Annotated in this window: 14 protein-coding genes; 9 read left to right on the top strand and 5 right to left on the bottom strand. The window is 72.9% G+C overall.

The genetic code is table 11. The features are described from left to right. Window positions 1–165: 165 nt before the first annotated feature. Complete coding sequence (locus HCK04_RS03890; RefSeq protein ID WP_168065624.1) at window positions 166–2,640, top strand: acetylxylan esterase; 2,475 nt, start codon at window positions 166–168, stop codon at window positions 2,638–2,640. Between the two features lie 134 nt (window positions 2,641–2,774). Here HCK04_RS03890 and HCK04_RS03885 read toward each other — a convergent pair whose 3' ends face one another. From HCK04_RS03885 to HCK04_RS03875, 3 genes are read right to left on the bottom strand one after another with little or no spacing between them, the layout of a single operon-like run. Beyond that, window positions 2,775–3,161 carry a glyoxalase gene (locus tag HCK04_RS03885; protein ID WP_142645471.1) on the bottom strand — a complete coding sequence of 129 codons (387 nt, stop codon included), beginning with the start codon at window positions 3,159–3,161 and terminating at the stop codon, window positions 2,775–2,777. Between the two features lies 1 nt (window position 3,162). Then, on the bottom strand, window positions 3,163–4,386 hold the full coding sequence (locus tag HCK04_RS03880; protein WP_142645470.1) for an HRDC domain-containing protein: 1,224 nt from the start codon (window positions 4,384–4,386) through the stop codon (window positions 3,163–3,165). A gap of 3 nt (window positions 4,387–4,389) precedes the next feature. Further along, window positions 4,390–4,986: a DUF3000 domain-containing protein gene (locus HCK04_RS03875; RefSeq protein ID WP_142624117.1), complete on the bottom strand. Its 597-nt coding sequence runs from the start codon at window positions 4,984–4,986 to the stop codon at window positions 4,390–4,392. A 567-nt stretch (window positions 4,987–5,553) separates the two neighbouring features. Between HCK04_RS03875 and hemE the strand changes: the two genes are divergently transcribed. Then, a complete protein-coding gene (gene hemE / locus HCK04_RS03870) occupies window positions 5,554–6,591 on the top strand; it encodes a uroporphyrinogen decarboxylase (protein ID WP_142645469.1) in 1,038 nt (345 codons plus the stop codon). Between the two features lie 3 nt (window positions 6,592–6,594). On the opposite strand, the gene HCK04_RS03865 is transcribed toward hemE, so the two are convergent. Further along, window positions 6,595–7,638 carry a DUF4349 domain-containing protein gene (locus tag HCK04_RS03865; RefSeq protein ID WP_142645468.1) on the bottom strand — a complete coding sequence of 348 codons (1,044 nt, stop codon included), beginning with the start codon at window positions 7,636–7,638 and terminating at the stop codon, window positions 6,595–6,597. 248 nt (window positions 7,639–7,886) lie between these two features. After that, the gene (locus HCK04_RS03860) at window positions 7,887–9,026 is read right to left on the bottom strand and encodes a sugar phosphate isomerase/epimerase family protein (protein ID WP_142645467.1); all 1,140 of its coding nucleotides are present in this window, start codon (window positions 9,024–9,026) and stop codon (window positions 7,887–7,889) included. A 422-nt stretch (window positions 9,027–9,448) separates the two neighbouring features. Between HCK04_RS03860 and HCK04_RS03855 the strand changes: the two genes are divergently transcribed. Genes HCK04_RS03855 through HCK04_RS03825 form a run of 7 tightly spaced genes read left to right on the top strand, consistent with a single transcriptional unit; the run spans window position 9,449 to window position 16,035 of the window. Continuing rightward, complete coding sequence (locus HCK04_RS03855) at window positions 9,449–10,591, top strand: inositol-3-phosphate synthase (RefSeq protein WP_260617096.1); 1,143 nt, start codon at window positions 9,449–9,451, stop codon at window positions 10,589–10,591. Further along, window positions 10,588–11,433 (top strand): SCO3242 family prenyltransferase, encoded by an 846-nt coding sequence (locus HCK04_RS03850; RefSeq protein WP_142645465.1) that lies wholly within the window; start codon window positions 10,588–10,590, stop codon window positions 11,431–11,433. The genes HCK04_RS03855 and HCK04_RS03850 overlap by 4 nt, the downstream gene beginning before the upstream one ends. Continuing rightward, complete coding sequence (locus tag HCK04_RS03845; RefSeq protein WP_142645464.1) at window positions 11,430–12,284, top strand: sugar phosphate isomerase/epimerase family protein; 855 nt, start codon at window positions 11,430–11,432, stop codon at window positions 12,282–12,284. Before HCK04_RS03850 ends, HCK04_RS03845 begins: the two co-directional genes overlap by 4 nt. Next, entirely contained in the window at window positions 12,244–12,747 is a 504-nt protein-coding gene (locus HCK04_RS03840) for an EboA domain-containing protein (protein WP_142645463.1), read from the top strand. The genes HCK04_RS03845 and HCK04_RS03840 overlap by 41 nt, the downstream gene beginning before the upstream one ends. A gap of 5 nt (window positions 12,748–12,752) precedes the next feature. After that, window positions 12,753–13,595: a TatD family hydrolase gene (locus HCK04_RS03835; RefSeq protein ID WP_142645462.1), complete on the top strand. Its 843-nt coding sequence runs from the start codon at window positions 12,753–12,755 to the stop codon at window positions 13,593–13,595. Window positions 13,596–13,597: 2 nt separating this feature from the next. Next, window positions 13,598–14,710, top strand: a complete 1,113-nt coding sequence (eboE, locus tag HCK04_RS03830) for a metabolite traffic protein EboE (RefSeq protein WP_142645461.1) — start codon at window positions 13,598–13,600, stop codon at window positions 14,708–14,710. Then, a complete protein-coding gene (locus tag HCK04_RS03825) occupies window positions 14,710–16,035 on the top strand; it encodes a nucleotide pyrophosphatase/phosphodiesterase family protein (protein WP_142645460.1) in 1,326 nt (441 codons plus the stop codon). The genes eboE and HCK04_RS03825 overlap by 1 nt, the downstream gene beginning before the upstream one ends. Window positions 16,036–16,129 lie beyond the last annotated feature (94 nt).

The following is a 16,129-nucleotide window of genomic DNA, read 5'->3' as shown; positions in this document are numbered from 1 at the left end:
CGGTGGCGTTTGTGAATGATCGTTAACCGGTCGGCAACCGGTGTGAATCAGTACAGGTCTCCGGTGACGATCTCATTCGGGATGCAACCCCTCAAACCCCAAGAATCACTCCTCTAGCTCTCGCAAGCGGATTTCTTGGGGCAATGCACTCGGAGAAAAAACCACATGCGCTCCCCTGTGCGCGCCTGGACCAAGGCGCTCGCCGCGGCCGTCACGGCCGCGACCCTGTCCACACCCCTCATCGCAGGGCCCGCGTACGCAGAGCCGCCCGGCTCGGTCGGGAAGGACGGCACCTGGACCGTCGAACCCGTCGGCGGCGGCCACCGGGTCACACTCCACCTGAACGCGCCCCTGCCGGTCCGCGACGCGGTCCCCGAGCTCGCGGCGGACGGCCGGTCGCTCGGCCCGGCCGAGGAGTCGCCCGACGGCATGACGCTGACCGTCGTCACCCCCGACCCCGCCGTCGCCTCCGCGTCGTCCGTCGACGTGGCCTGGAACGGCGAGGTGCCCGAGGCCGCCGCGGCGGCCGCCAAGACCACGCCCATGCTCGCCGACCCGCCGGCCGATCCGCCCGCCGGTCCGCCCGGCAAGCCTGGCACTCCGCCTGGCCCGCCCGGCAACCCCCCGGGCCCGCCCGGCAAGCCGGATCCCGCGCCGGTCGACCCCGCCGCGCCCGGCCCGTACGCCGTGACCCACGGCGAGTACGACTTCGGTGACACCGCGATCACCCTGGAGGGGCTCGGCGGCCGTCCGGCCGAGATCCGGGCGAAGGTCTACCTGCCGGAGGGCGCCCGCGGCAAGCGCCCGCTGGTCGTCTTCCTGCACGGCCGCCACTCGGCCTGCTACAACCCGACGGCCTGGACGTCGTCCAACACCCAGTGGCCCTGCCCGGCGGGGCAGCAGCCGATCGCCAGCTACCAGGGCTACGACGGCCCCGCCGACGTGCTCGCGAGCCACGGCTACGTCGTCGTGTCGGTCAGCGCCAACGGCGTCAACGCCGCCGACAACCCCTACAGCGAGGACCGGGGCGCGCTGGCCCGGGGCGAGGTCGTCATGCGCCACCTCGACCTGCTCGCCGACGCCGACCGGGGCGTGGGCGACGCGAAGCTCGTCAGCCTGTTCAAGGGCCGCCTCGACATGGCCGATGTCGGCCTGATGGGTCACTCGCGCGGAGGCGAGGGCGTCGTCAAGGCCGCGCTGATGAACGCGGGCAGGGCCAAGCCGTACGGGATCAAGGCGGTGCTCCCGCTCGCGCCGACGGACTTCGCACGGGCGACCCTGCCCGGCACGCCGATGGCCGTCATCCTGCCCTACTGCGACGGCGACGTCTCCAACCAGCAGGGCCAGCACTTCTACGACGACTCGCGATACGCCGAGGACGACGACCCCGCCTTCCGCTCCTCGCTGATGGTCATGGGCGCCGACCACAACTTCTTCAACACCGAGTGGACCCCGGGCGTGGCGCACGCGCCGGCGTCCGACGACTGGTCCAACCGCAACGACCCGGTCTGCGGCGGCACCGCGCCGTCGCGGCTGACCGCCGCCGAGCAGTACGCCGTCGGCACCGCGTACATCGCGGGGTTCTTCCGCCTCGTCCAGGGCCGTGAGCAGGGCCTGCTGCCGCTGTTCGACGGCAGCGGCGGCACCACCGCCTCCGCCGGGCGGGCCGTCGTGCACGCCGTCGCCCAGGCGCCCGCGAGCAAGCGCTTCGACGTGGCCTCCTTCACGTCGCTCGCGCCGTCCACGCGGGTCTCCGGCTCGGCAACCGCGGTCATCTGCGCCGGCATGCTCGACCGCTCGCCGCAGAGCGGCCTGCCGTCCTGCGCCTCCACGCTGACCACGTCGCAGGCGCCGTCGTGGACGCCCGCGACGTACGCGAACAACGTCGCCTCGACGCCGGTGCTGCGGTTCTCCTGGAGCGACCCCACGGGCACGGTGACCGTGCCGATCGACAACCGCGACCAGAACGTCTCCCACTACGACGCGCTCACCTTCCGCGTCGCGAGGGACGAGACGGCGACCGGCGACGTGGACCTCGCGGTCACGATCGCCGACAAGCACGGCGCGTCCCGCACCGTCAAGGTGTCCGAGGTGAGCGACGCGCTCACGGCGTTCCCCGGCACGGCCTCGCCGCTGCCCAAGACCTGGCTGCGCACCGTACGCGTCCCGCTGAGCTCGCTCACCGGCCTCAAGCCGCAGCAGATCAGCGAGATCCGGATCTCGGGCGCGAGCGAGAAGGGCGCGGTCTACCTCGCCGATCTCGCGTTCGGCACGGTGGCCGCGGGTGACGCTCGCACCGGCAAGCTGCCGCAGGTGTCGGTGGAGAGCGTCACGGTGGACGAGGGCGACGGCCCTGGCACGGCCACGATGACGGTGCGCCTGTCGGAGAAGAGCCCCACGCCGGTGACGGTCCAGATCCAGGCGATCGCGACCGGCGCCGCCCCGGTGATCGCCTCGGCGGCACAGGAGGTCGTCATCCCGGCCAGGTCGCTGCAGGCGTCCTTCCAGGTGCCCGTCAACGGCGACACCGCGGTGGCGGCCGAGCCGCAGTCCTACCAGGTGGTGGCCTCGGTGCCGGTCAACGCGACGATCGGGAACGGCTTCGCCCGGCTCGTCGTGACCGACGACGACGCGGTCTGATCACGTACGGCTCCCGGGGGCGCGCCGGCCGCGCCTCCGGGAGTCTTCGCGTGCTCACAGCGGTTCGAGGTCACAGCGGTTCGAGGTCACCGGGGTTCGAGGTCACCGGGGTTCGAGGTCACAGGGGTTCGAGGTCACAGGGGTTCGAGGAACTCCAGCCGGTTGCCGACGTTGTCGTGGGCGTAGAAGCGGCGGTGGCCGGGGAAGTGCGGGTCCCAGGAGACCTCGACGCCGGCGGACGTCAGGCGCGCGGCGAGGTCGTCGAGGCCGGTCACCAGGATGCCCGGGTGCGCCTTGCGCGCCGGGCGGAAGTCGCCCTCCACACCGAGGTGGATCTCCAGGGCCCCGGCCCGCACCCACAGGCCCCCGCGCGCGGCGAGCACGGGGGGCTTGCCGATCTCGGTCATCCCGAGCACGCCCACGTAGAAGGCGCGGCAGTCGCCCTCCGCCCCGGGCGGGATGGCGAGCTGGACGTGGTGCAGGCGATAGCCGAAGGAAGAGCCCGCGTCCCCGTCCCGCACGTCACACCTCTCCCTTGATCTCCAGCCGTTCGAGCGCCTTGGTCAGCGGGTGGACGGTCAGGCCGATCTGCCACTCCCGCGCGCCCAGCGAGCGCAGCCGGGCCGCCACGGTCTCCTCGCTGACCGGCGCGGGCGGCTCCCAGGTCAGCCTGCGTACGGCGTCGGGCTGGAGGAGGTTCTCCGTCGGCATGCGGTGCTCGTCGGCGAGCGTGGCGACGACGGCACGCGCCGCCGCGAGCCGCTTGGCGGCGGCCGGGTCGCGGTCGGCCCACCGGTTGGCCGGGGGAGGACCGTCACCGGGCCCCACGGGCTGCGGCAGCGCCGCCTCCGGCATCGTGCGGGCCCGGTTCACCGCCGTCAGCCAGTCGTTGAGGTGGCGGCGCGCGCTGCGGCCGACGAACGGCGTGATCTCGGTGAGGGCCTTCGTCGTACGCGGCTGGTCGAGGGCGGCCTGCACTATCGCCGAGTCCGGCAGCACGCGGCCCGGCGCGAGATCGGCCTCCCGCGCGATCTCGTCGCGCAGCGTCCACAGCTCCCGCACCACGGCGAGCCCGCGCAGCGTGCGCACCCGGTGGATGCCCGAGGTGCGCCGCCAGGGGTCCGTACGCGGGGGATGGGCGGGCGCGGCCAGGATCGACGCGAACTCCTCCAGCGCCCACTCCAGCTTGCCGGCGTCGGCCAGCTCGTCGTGCAGCACGTCGCGCAGCTCGACCAGCACCTCGACGTCGAGCGCGGCGTAGCGCAGCCAGTCTTCCGGCAGCGGGCGGGCCGACCAGTCGGCGGCGGAGTGCCCCTTCTCCAGCCGCAGGCCGAGGACCAGCTCGACCATCGTGCCCAGGCCGACCCGCTCGTAGCCCAGCAGCCGCCCGGCCAGCTCGGTGTCGAACAGCCGCCGCGGGCGGAAGCCGAGCTCGGCCAGGCATGGCAGGTCCTGGTTCGCGGCGTGCAGGACGATCTCGGCGTCGCGTACGGCCTCGTCCAGCGCGGACAGGTCGGGACACTTGATGGGGTCGATCAGCGCGGTGCCCGCGCCGGCCCGGCGCAGCTGCACCAGGTAGGCACGGCCGCTGTAGCGGTATCCGGAGGCACGCTCGGCGTCGACGGCCACCGGCCCCGACCCACGGGCGAAGGCGTCGACGGCGGCCGCGAGTGCGGCGGAGTCCTCGATGACGGGCGGGATTCCCTCGCGCGGCTCCAACAACGGCTGGACTACGGGTTCTGTCACGGGCTAAGGAACTTTCGGATCATCTCGGCGGGCGGGGCGCGGATGCAGCGTGGCGACGTCGGGGGGCAGCGGAGGGATGCCCGCGGCCAGGCACATGAGGTCGCACCACGCGGCGGCGTGCGGCGACAGGTCCTCGTCGAGCGGCGACCAGGAGGCCCGCAGCTCGATCTCCGTGGTGACGGGGTCGTCCGCCTTGCCGCCGAAACCCTCGGAGACGGCGCGGGTGACCGTGCCGCCCACCGCGGCGTACGTCGCGCCGTGGGCGTCGAGCGCCTCGGTGAGCCAGCTCCAGGCCACCGGCCCCAGCAGCGGGTCTGTGGTCATCTCCGGCTCCATGTCGGCGCGTACGTAGGCGACGAGGCGGAACGGTCCCTCCCAGCCGCGCTGCCCCTCGGGGTCGAACAGCATGATCAGGCGGCCGACGGCGAGTTCGTCGTCGTCACGGTACACCGAGGCCCCGACGGCACCGGAATACGGTGCGAGCCGCTGGGGTGCGGGAATGTCCTCCAGCTCGATCTCCGGCCGCACCTCGGCGGGGCGCAGCGTCTCGAGCGCGCGCCGGAAGGCGGCGGGAGGCGCAGGCGGTTCACCGAGGGTCATGACGGAAGAGTAGGTCGGATTCGGGATAGCGCGAAGCAGGGGGGTGGCTGTGGGGGGCATCGGAAGTCGTCAAACCGTCGCCGCCAGTCGGACCGTCACCTGATCGGCCGTACGCGCCGGGGCGTCTCCGAGCACGCGATCCCGGCGGTCGCCGCGGCCGTCCGCGCGGTCTCGCCGCCCCGTCGCGCACGGCGCGCCGCTCGGGCGGGCGGGGCGCGCGGCGTCGCTGCCGGCACAGCGCTCAGTGCGGCGTTCGGGGGAACTCCACATCGAAGTCATCGCTCCGGGGCCTCTCGTCGGATCCACGGTCGTGGCGGTCGCTCGGGACTGATCCGACGTTGGCACGTCCCGGCGACATTTCCCCGCATCGCACTCGGCGTGTCTCGAAAGTGGTATTGGAATCGATGCCGGATGGCTGATTGGCGAACACATTGCCGAGCTGTGAGATGACTCACAGGTGGGGATGGGGTTCACCTTACGCGATCAACGGTCGTCCGCGCGGCGTTCTGGAGTCCCAGGTCATGGGTCCCGGCGTCGGGCGCCGCCAGGGCATGGCAGGCTGGTGCCGTGAAACCCCAGCTCGCCGATTCCGTTTTCATTCGCGCGTGCCGGCGCGAGCCCGTTCCGCACACGCCGGTGTGGTTCATGCGCCAGGCCGGGCGGTCGCTGCCCGAATACCGCAGGGTGCGCGCGGGCGTCGAGATGCTCACCGCCTGCGCCACGCCCGACCTGGTGGTCGAGATCACCATGCAGCCGGTCCGCAGGTACGGCACGGACGCGGCGATCTTCTTCAGCGACATCGTGGTGCCGCTCAAGGCCATCGGCGTCGACCTCGACATCAAGCCGGGCGTCGGCCCGGTCGTCGGGACCCCCATCCGCGACAAGGCGGGCATGGATGTCCTGCGGCCCCTGGAGCCCGACGACGTCCCGTACGTGACGGAGGCGATCGGCGCGCTCACCGGCGAGCTGGGCGGCACCCCGCTGATCGGCTTCGCGGGAGGGCCGTTCACGCTCGCGTCCTACCTGATCGAGGGCGGCCCCTCCAAGAACCACGACCGCACCAAGGCCATGATGTACGGCGAGCCCGAGCTGTGGCACGAGCTGATGGAGCGGCTCGCCACGATCACGCTCGCCTTCCTGCGCGTGCAGGTCGCGGCGGGAGCCTCGGCCGTACAGCTCTTCGACTCGTGGGTGGGCGCGGTCGCGCCGCAGGACTACCGCACCTACGTGCTGCCGCACACCAGCCGGATCTTCGCCGGGCTGGCGGACCTCGGCGTGCCGCGCATCCACTTCGGCGTCGGCACCGGCGAGCTGCTCGGCCTCATGGGCGAGGCCGGGGCCGACGTGGTGGGCGTCGACTGGCGGGTGCCGCTCGACGAGGCCGCGCTGCGCGTCGGCGCGGGCAAGGCCCTGCAGGGCAACCTCGACCCGGCGATCCTGCTCGCGCCCTGGGAGGTCGTCGAGAGGCGGGCCAGGGACGTGCTCGAACGGGGCCGGGTGGCCGAGGGGCATGTGTTCAACCTCGGCCACGGCGTGCTTCCCTCGACCGACCCCGGCCAGCTCACCCGGCTCACCGAGTTCGTCCACGAGTCGTCGGCCCGCTGAGCGCTACCCCGGCGTGCGCTCGGACTCCCGGTCCTGATCCCGGTTCGCGTCCCGGTTCTCGTCACCGTCCTCCTGCGGCCCCGGCGAGCCGGGAGCGGGAGGCACGGCGCCGGGGGGCACCGGACCGGCCGGCGGGGTGGCGCGGGGGCGCAGCCGGCGCATGATCATCCGTACGGCCAGCCACACCACTCCCGCCACGACGAGCCAGGGCAGCAGCGCGCCCAGCACGGTCAGCGCCACCACGGTCGACGTGGTCAGGGTGTCCCACCCGGTGCGCAGCCCGGCGAGGAAGCCGCCCGCGTCGTCCTTCTTCTCGGGCCGGGGCGAGGACTGCGGCCGGGGCAGCAGGGTGAGCGTCACGGTGGCCATGCCGGTCTGCGCCTCCAGGGCCTTCTGCCGGGCCTGCAGCGACTCCAGATCGGCCTCGCGGCTGGAGATCTCCCGTTCGATCTCCAGGATCTCGCCGATCTTGTTCGCCTTCGACAGCAGCGTGCGGAACTGCCCGAGCGCGGCCTCGGCCGACTTCATCCGGCTGGCGACGTCGGCGACCTCCTCGGTGACGTCCTGCGCGTTCTGCCGCACCGACAGGCGTTTGCCGAGATCGCGCCCGAGCTGGGCCAGCACGTCGGCATAGCGCGCCGGGGGCACCTTGAACGTGATCGTCGACTGTTCGCCGCCGGGGATGGTCTCGCTGCGCTCCTCGGCGACGTATCCACCGGCGCCCGTCACGATCGCCTTCGCGCGGTCGGCCGCCGCCGCGACCTTCTCGGCCTCGACGCTGAGCTCGGCCTGATAGATGATCGCCCGGTCGGCCGGGTCGATCCGGGTCTTCTCCAGCCCGCCGCCCCCGCCGCTCCCGCCGCCTGTCGCGGGCGCCCGCTCCTGAGCCGCGCCCCCGGGCGTGATCGCGGCCACGGGGGCCTCCGCGTCCGCTGCGGTGCCGGCGCCGCCGGCCGCGTCGCTCATGGACGTGCCCGAGCCGCCGCATCCCGTCACCAGAAAGGCGACGGCCGCCAGGGCCGCCGCGCCGTACCGGATCTGCCTCATGCCCTTTAATCGGTTCACCGGCGGGGAGGGTTCGACGCCGGCGATCACGATGGCATCACGATGCCGCCGTGGCCGCCGGCGTCTCCGCGGAGGCCGGGTGGGGGGTGTGGTGCCCCGTGAGCCCGGCCGGGCCGGGCCGGACCCACGGGGGGCCTCCTGACCGCGCGGCCGCTCGGCGAGCGCCCTCGCGTCGCGGACGAGCGCGTCGCTCGCGGCAGCGGATGACGGGCCGGGGCGCCCGGCGGGCCTCAGCCGCGGAGCTTGGCGATGTTCTTGTAGCTCAGCTCGGCGTACTGCAGCGACTGCGCCGGGTTGGCCGAGCCGCCGGGCGCGTTGTCCTGCTCGTACATCGGGTTGTGGTAGCCCTTGGCGCCCATCTGCGAGAAGAAGGTCTTGTAGTCGATGTCGCCGGTGCCGAACGGAACCATGTCGTAGCCGTTGGACGTGGCGGTGTTGATCTTGCCGTCCTTGGCGTGGAACAGCGGGAACCGCTTCGTCTGGGCCTGCACGACGCCGAGCGGGTTGAAGACCTGCGTCTGGGTGGAGCCGTCGGGCGCGGTGTAGGTCTTGTACTTGTACTGGGCCACGTGCGCCCAGAAGATGTCCATCTCCAGCCAGACCTTGCCCGGGTCGGTCTGCGTGAGGAAGTACTCGAGGCGGCGGATGCCGGAGGAACGGGTGGGCCTGCCCTGGGCGTCGAGCGGGCCGCTGTCGAGCAGGAAGCTGTAGGCCACGTCGTGGTTGTGGGTGTAGAGCTTGAGGCCGGCCGCGGTGGCGATCTCGCCCAGCGTGTTCCACTTCTCGGCGGCCACGTCCCAGTCGGCCTTGTACGCGCTGCTGGTGGGGTCGTTGCCGGTGCCGACGTGGCCCATGCCGAGGATGTTGGCGATCTCCAGGTGGAGTTTGAAGCGGTCGAGGTCGGCCTGGCTCAGCGGCCAGGAGCCGGGGATGAAGCCGTGGTTGCCCTCGGCCTCCAGGCCGTTGTCGTCCAGCCAGGTGCGCAGCAGGCGGGCGCCCTCGACGGTCTCCAGGTCGGCACCGCCCTCGGCGTTGGCGTGCTGGCTGTAACCGGCGAACTCCACCTGCTTGTAGCCGATCCGGCTGAGCTCCTCGAACACGGCGCGGAAGCCGGACGGGAGAGTGGTCGACAGCGGGTCGCGTGCGGTGGCGTCGCGCACGGTGTAGAGGATGATGCCCCGCTTGCCGGGCGGCACGAGCACGCCGTTGCCCGCGGCCGCCGCCTGCGCGGCCGACTTCATCGGGCCGGCCGCGGCCACGGCGGCGGCAGCCGCCATGCCGGTCGTGGCCGCGAGGAACCGCCGGCGGTTGAGGCCCAGCCTGCGGCCGAGGGTGCCGGCGGTCTCGATCTCTTCTTCGTACGCGCTCATCGTCGTGCCAACTCCATCTGCGTGAAGAACCCTGATCCCCCCGATGACGCGGCCGTGCCGCGGGTGCCTCCGTTCCCTTCGTCTCACTTCGGCCCCGTGCGACTGTGCGGGGCACCTGGCGAGCAAGTTACGCGACTTTTACCCAATGGGGAAGAAGTTTCGGCATGATCCTTTTGACTTTCGTCATTAAGAGGACAAAGTCGGAGGTCGCGCACGGAATTCGTCAACACAGGGGTCGTCGTGTCCGGGCGTGACGCGGCGGTGAGGGCCGGCGGCCGGGATCCTGTCGCACTGTTCGTAGGCGGGTGACGTAACTTTCCGTCTCCTGTCAGGAAACTTTTGCTTGTCAGTGCCGAAAGATCCCTCTTAGTATCCGAATGTTCCGGGTGATCCTTCATACCCGAGTTGACGGGAGAGTTACAGTGCCCATCGGTGTCTGGCTGGTCGGCGCCCGAGGGTCCGTCGCGACCACGGCGGTGGTCGGGGCGGCGGCGGTTCGGGCGGGAGCGGCTCCGCCCACCGGGTGCGTCATCGAGGCCGCGAACTTCCCCGGGGACTTCACCCCCCTGGGCGACCTGGTGTTCGGTGGTCACGACGTGGTCGCCCTCCCGCTGCGCAAGAGGGCCGAGCTGCTCGCCCAGGCCGGCGTGCTCCCTCCCGCCCTGACGAGCCTGCTCGCCACGGCCCTCGACGCCGCCGAGGCCGAGATCAGGCACGGCTACGTTCCCGGCGAGGAGAGCCAGGCGCAGGCCGCGCGGCGGCTGGCCGCGGACATCGCGGACTTCCGGGAGCGGCATGGCCTGTCCCGCGTCGTCGTGGTGGACGTGTCGTCGACCGAGCCTCCCGCCGAGGTGCCGTACGCCACGCTCGCCGACCTGGACGAGGCGCTCGTGTCCGGACAGGATGTGCTCCCCGCCAGCTCCCTGTACGCCTACGCGGCGTTCACGGCCGGATGCGGCTACGTCGCGTTCACCCCCTCCACCGGCCCGACGCCCCCCGCACTGGACGAGCTGGCCCGGCGGCGCGGCCTGCCGTACGCGGGACGCGACGGCAAGACCGGGGAGACGCTGGTCAAGAGCGCGCTCGCGCCGATGTTCGCCGGCCGCGCGCTGCGGGTCCGCTCGTGGTCGGGGCTCAACCTCCTCGGCGGCGGTGACGGCGCCACGCTGGCCGACCCGGCGGCACGGGAGAGCAAGTCGGCCAGCAAGGCGCGGGCAGTCCCCGCGATCGTGGGCGATGACGTCGAGGGCCTGACGCACATCGACTACGTGGCCGACCTCGGCGAGTGGAAGACCGCCTGGGACCACATCACGTTCGAGGGATTCCTCGGCGTCCGGATGACCATGCAGTTCACCTGGCAGGGATGCGACTCGGCGCTGGCCGCCCCGCTCGTCCTCGATCTCGTGCGGCTCGTCGCGCGGGCCCACGAGGCCGGGCACCGCGGCGTGCTCCCCGAGCTCGGCTACTTCTTCAAGGACCCGTTGGGCGGCGGCGGGCACGACCTGCCCGGCCAGTACGCCCGGCTGGTGGCGTTCGCGCACGAGCTGTCGGAGGGGCGGTCATGAGGGCCTGGCTGGAGCTGGTCCGCGCACCGGCCGCGCTGTCGGTTCCCGGGGACACGCTGGCCGGTGCGGCGGCGGCCGGACGATCGGCCCGGCCCGGCCTCGCCGCCGCGTCTGTGCTGCTCTACTGGGCCGGAATGGCGCTCAACGACTGGTCCGATCGCAAGCTCGACGCCAAGGAGCGGCCGGAACGGCCCATCCCCTCCGGCCGGATCAGCCCGGCGGGCGCCCTCGGCCTCGCCGCCGCCTTGACCGGCGCCGGGGTGGCCACCGCCGCGGTCGCCGGCGGACGGCGCGGGCTCGCGCTCGCGGGCCTGCTCGCCGGCGCGGCCTGGGCCTACGACCTGCGCCTCAAGCACACGGCGGCGGGCCCGGCCGCGATGGCGGCCTGCCGCGTGCTCGACGTTTTGCTCGGGGCGGGCCCGCGCATGCGGGCGGCCGCCCCCATGGCGCTGGCCGTCGGCGCCCACACCTACGGGATCACCCTGCTCGGCCGCGCCGAGGTGGACGGCGCCACCCCCGCGACCATCGCCCAGGCGCTCACCGCCACCGGCGCGTCCGCGGCGCTGGCCGCCGTCGCCTGCCGCGGCGGCGACACCACCGGACGGCTGGGCGCCGCCGCGATGATCGCCGGCTACCTGGCCACCGCGGGAAGGGCCCAGGCGGCGCTGCGCGCCGACCCCGACCCCGAGCAGGTGCGGCAGGCGGTGCGGATGAGCATCCTCGGCCTGATCTCGTTGCAGGCGGCCGCAGTGGCCGGGCGGGGCAGGTTCGCCCAGGCGGCGGCGCTGCTGGCCGCGCTGCCCGCCGGCCGGTGGCTGTCGGCGAAGGTGTCCACGTCGTGACCTCGCTCACCTGGGCCTACTGCACCAACGGCTTCCGCGACCACCCGCTGGACCAGACGCTGGAGGTGCTCGCCGGCCTCGGCTACACCGGCGCGGCGGTCTCGCTCGACCACGGGCACCTCATGCCCGGCGCCTCCCCGGCGGAGGTCGGGCGGATCGCGGCGCTGGCGGGGCGGCTCGGCCTGGCCCTCGCCGTCGAGACGGGCGGCCGTTTCACGCTCGACCCCCGGCGCAAGCACTTCCCGACCCTGCTGCACGACGACGCGGAGCCGCGCGTCCGCTTCCTGGGCGAGGCGATGCGGATCGCGGCCGACCTCGGCGCCCCCGTGGTGCACCTGTGGAGCGGCATCCGGCCGCCCGAGGTGTCCGAGCACGAGGCCTGGGACCGGCTCGTACGGCACTGCGAGCGCCTGCTCGCCGAGGCCGAGACGACAGGCGTCACGCTCGGGTTCGAGCCCGAGCCGGGCATGCTCGTGGCGGACCTCGCCGGATACGAACGGCTGCGCGGCCTGCTCGGCGGCCACCCGAGGTTCGGCCTCACCCTCGACATCGGGCACTGCCGCTGCCTGGAGCCGTACGACGTGCCCGAGTGCGTCGAGCGGGCGCTGCCGCATCTGGTGCACGTGCAGATCGAGGACATGCGGCGGGGCGTCCACGAGCATCTCGAGTTCGGCGAGGGCGAGATCGACTTCCCGCCCGTGCTCGCCGCCCTGGAGGGCTTCGGCGGGCTGGTCGCCGTCGAGCTGGCCAGGCACAGCCACGCGGCGCCCGAGGTGGCGAGAAGGTCGATCGAATTCCTGAGGAGGGCACATGAGCTGGCTGGCGCGGGCCGTAGCCGACGTCGAGCGTGATCCGGAGACCGTCTACGCGCTGTTCCCACGGGCGGCGCGAGAGGGCGGCCCCGGAGCCCGCACCGAGCTGCTGACGGCGCTGGGGAAGGCCCTGCCCGACCCGGCGGCGGCCGTCATGAAGCTCTACTGGCAGGGCGACGCGGGGGAGCGGCTGGAGATCCTGGAGTCGCTTCCGCAGCTCGACCTCGGTCCGGCCGCTCTCCCGCTCGTCCATGACGCCCTGCGGACCAACGACACCCGGCTGGTCGCCGCCGCGCTCGGCCCGTACGGCTCGGCCTGGCTGGACGACCACGCCTTCCGGCAGGGCGTGCTCAAGTGCGTCTTCATGTCCGTCCCGCTCACGTCGGTCGAGGGCCTCGACCGGCGGTTCGACGAGGAGCTGCGGCGCATGCTCGCGGACTTCGCCGCCGAGCGCCGCGCGGCCGGGCGTCCCGTTCCCCCCGACGTTCTCGAGAGGCTCTGACTCCGATGAGGATCTTCGACCCCCACGTCCACATGACGTCCCGCACGACCGACGACTACGAGCGCATGTACGCCGCCGGAGTGCGGGCCGTCGTGGAGCCCGCCTTCTGGCTCGGCCAGCCGCGCACGAACGTCGGCAGCTTCATCGACTACTTCGACGCCCTGCTCGGCTGGGAGCCCTACCGCGCCGCGCAGTACGGCATCCGCCACCACTGCACGCTCGCGCTCAACCCCAAGGAGGCCAACGACCCGCGCTGCGCGGGCGTGCTCGACGAGCTGCCCCGCTATCTGCTGAAGGACTCGGTGGTCGCGGTCGGCGAGGTGGGCTACGACTCGATGACGCCGGAGGAGGACCGCGTCTTCGAGGCCCAGCTCGCGCTCGCCGAGGAGCACGGCCTGCCGGTGCTCGTGCACACGCCGCACCGCGACAAGGCGGCGGGCACCCGGCGCACGCTCGACGTGGTCAAGGGTCTGGACCCCGGCACGGTGCTGGTCGACCACCTCAACGAGCTGACCGTCGGCATGGTCCACGAGGCCGGCTGCTGGATGGGCTTCTCGATCTACCCGGACACGAAGATGGACCCCGAGCGGATGGTGGCGATCCTCAAGGAGTACGGCACCGAGCGGATGATCGTGAACTCCGCCGCCGACTGGGGCCGCAGCGACGTGCTCAAGACCCGCGAGGTCGGCGAGGCCATGCTGGCCGCCGGGTTCACCGACGACGACGTCGACCAGGTGCTGTGGCGCAACCCGGTGGCGTTCTACGGCCAGAGCGGGCGCCTGTCGCTGGACGACGTCGAGTCGGGCGGCGACTACGAGGGCAACACGATCCTCCGAGGGACGCGCTGACCATGCGCCTGCTCCATCCCTCGGGATCCGTCGTCCATCTGGCCTACTGCACCAACGTCCACCCCGCCGAGGACCTCGCCGGGATCTACGACCAGCTCTCCGGCGTCGCCGCCCGGGTGCGGGCGCTGACCGGCGCGCCCGTGCTCGGCCTCGGGCTGTGGCTGTCGTCCGGCGCGGCGCGGGCGCTGCGCGCCGACCCCGGCGAGCTGGCGCGGCTGCGCGCCCGGCTGGACGAGCTGGGGCTGGAGGTCGTCACCCTCAACGGCTTCCCCTACCAGGGCTTCCACGACCAGGTCGTGAAACTCCGGGTTTACCGGCCCGACTGGGCGGAGCCGGAGCGGCTCGCCTACACCCTCGACCTGGCCGAGATCCTCACCGCGCTGCTGCCGGACGACGTGACCGAGGGCTCGATCTCGACGCTGCCCCTCGCCTGGCGCACCGGCTGGACGCCCGACAAGGCCGGGACCGTCGCCGCCAACCTCGACGCGCTCACCAGCGGCCTGCGGGCGCTGGCGGAGCGCACCGGCAAGACGATCCGCGTCGGGTTCGAGCCCGAGCCGGGCTGCATCGTGGAGACCACCCCCCAGGCGGTCGAGCTGCTGGCCGGCACCGACCCCGCGCACCTCGGCGTCTGCCTCGACGCCTGCCACCTCGCCGTCGGCTTCGAGGACGCCGCCGACGCGGCCGGCCTGGGGCTGCCGATCGTGAAGCTCCAGGTGTCCTCCGCCGTCGAGACGCCGCCGGGCGGCCAGCCGGCGCTGGCGGCGTACGAGGAGGAGCGGTATCTCCACCAGACGCGCTGCGCGGCCGGATACACCGACGACCTGCCGGAGGCGCTGGCCGGCGGGCTCCCGGCGGACCTGCCGTGGCGCACGCACTTCCACATGCCGCTGCACGCCGCGCCGCCGCCCCCGCTCACCACGACCACTCCCTATCTGGAGGACCTGCTGAAGCGCCTCCTGGCCTCCGCCGACGCCCCCCTCACCCGGCACCTGGAGGTCGAGACCTACACCTGGAGCGTGCTGCCCGGCCCGGTGGACGTCGCCGAGGGCATCGCGGCCGAGCTGGACTGGACCCGGCGGCGGCTCGCCGCACTCGGACTCAAGGAGATCTGATGGCACCCGTCGTCGTCGTGAACGTCGTCGGCCTGACCCCGCGCCTGCTGGCGCACATGCCGAACGTGGCCAAGGTCGGCGCCGCCGCGTCGCTGCGGCCCGTGCTGCCCGCCGTGACCTGCTCGGTGCAGGCGACCCTGCTGACCGGATCGATGCCGCGCGACCACGGCATCGTCGGCAACGGCTGGTACTTCCGGGACCTCGGCGAGGTCTTCCTGTGGCGGCAGCACAACCGGCTGATCCAGGGCGAGCAGCTCTGGGACGCGGTGCCCGGGATCCGCACGGCCAACGTCTGCTGGTGGTACGCCATGGGCGGCTCCAGCGACTTCATCGTCACCCCGCGCCCGATCTACTACGCCGACGGGCGCAAGGAGCCCGACTGCTACACCAGGCCGCCGTCGCTGCACGACGACCTGGTCGCCGAGCTGGGCGAGTTCCCGCTGTTCACCTACTGGGGTCCGACGGCGAGCATCACCTCGTCCAAGTGGATCATCGCGGCCGCCCGCTGGATCCTCGCGAAGGAACGGCCCGACCTGCTCATGGTCTACATCCCGCACCTCGACTACGACCTGCAGCGCTTCGGGCCCGACGCGCCCCAGGCGGTCGCGGCGGCACGGGAGGTGGACGCCGCGCTCGCGCCGCTGTTGCGGGAGGACGCCACCGTGATCGTGCTGTCGGAGTACGGCATCACCAACGCGTCCCGCCCGGTCGACGTCAACCGGGCGCTGCGCCGGGCCGGGCTGCTGGAGGTCTACACCCAGGACGGCATGGAGTATCTCGATCCCTGGGCCTCCCGGGCCTTCGCGGTCGCCGACCACCAGGTCGCCCACGTCTACGTGAACGACCCCGCCGACCTGCCCCGCGCACGGGACGTCGTGGCCGAGCTGCCGGGCGTGGACGAGGTGCTGGGCCAGGAGGGCAAGGCGGCGTACGGCCTCGACCACGAGCGGGCCGGCGACCTGGTCGCCGTGGCGGAGCCGGACGCGTGGTTCACGTACTACTACTGGCTGTCCGACGACCGGGCGCCCGACTTCGCGAAGCTCGTGGAGATCCACCGCAAGCCCGGGTACGACCCGGCGGAGCTGTTCATGGACCCCGACGACCCGTTCGTGAAGCTGCGCGCGGGCGCGGCGCTGGCCCGCAAGAAGATGGGCATGCGCTACAAGATGTCGGTGGTCCCGCTCGACCCCGAGCCGGTGCGCGGCAGCCACGGCCGCCTGCCCGACGCGGCGGCGGACGGACCGGTGCTGCTCGGCCCCTTCGACAAGGACGCCTACGCCGCGACCGAGGTCAAGGGCCTGATCACGCAGCTGCTGAAGGGCTGAGCCGGCGGAAGACGGCCGCCGTCCCCTCTGAGTGGGGCGGCGGCCGTCCCGCGTTCTGACCGGCTCACGCGGGGCGCGCGCTCCGGCGGCATGT

It is taken from the genome of Microbispora sp. CL1-1, assembly GCF_012034195.1.
GTDB lineage: Bacteria > Actinomycetota > Actinomycetes > Streptosporangiales > Streptosporangiaceae > Microbispora.
Note: the sequence above shows the minus strand (reverse complement) of the source record. Positions and strands in the feature narration are given on the sequence as shown.

Excerpts from the sequence above, each read along its gene's own strand:
- HCK04_RS03890 (WP_168065624.1), top strand. The coding sequence starts at position 166 with ATGCGCTCCCCTGTGCGCGCCTGGACCAAGGCGCTCGCCGCGGCCGTC.
- eboE (WP_142645461.1), top strand. The coding sequence starts at position 13,598 with ATGCGCCTGCTCCATCCCTCGGGATCCGTCGTCCATCTGGCCTACTGC.
- HCK04_RS03860 (WP_142645467.1), bottom strand. The coding sequence starts at position 9,026 with ATGAGCGCGTACGAAGAAGAGATCGAGACCGCCGGCACCCTCGGCCGC.
- HCK04_RS03850 (WP_142645465.1), top strand. The coding sequence starts at position 10,588 with ATGAGGGCCTGGCTGGAGCTGGTCCGCGCACCGGCCGCGCTGTCGGTT.
- HCK04_RS03840 (WP_142645463.1), top strand. The coding sequence starts at position 12,244 with ATGAGCTGGCTGGCGCGGGCCGTAGCCGACGTCGAGCGTGATCCGGAG.
- HCK04_RS03875 (WP_142624117.1), bottom strand. The coding sequence starts at position 4,986 with ATGACCCTCGGTGAACCGCCTGCGCCTCCCGCCGCCTTCCGGCGCGCG.
- HCK04_RS03835 (WP_142645462.1), top strand. The coding sequence starts at position 12,753 with ATGAGGATCTTCGACCCCCACGTCCACATGACGTCCCGCACGACCGAC.
- HCK04_RS03865 (WP_142645468.1), bottom strand. The coding sequence starts at position 7,638 with ATGAGGCAGATCCGGTACGGCGCGGCGGCCCTGGCGGCCGTCGCCTTT.
- HCK04_RS03825 (WP_142645460.1), top strand. The coding sequence starts at position 14,710 with ATGGCACCCGTCGTCGTCGTGAACGTCGTCGGCCTGACCCCGCGCCTG.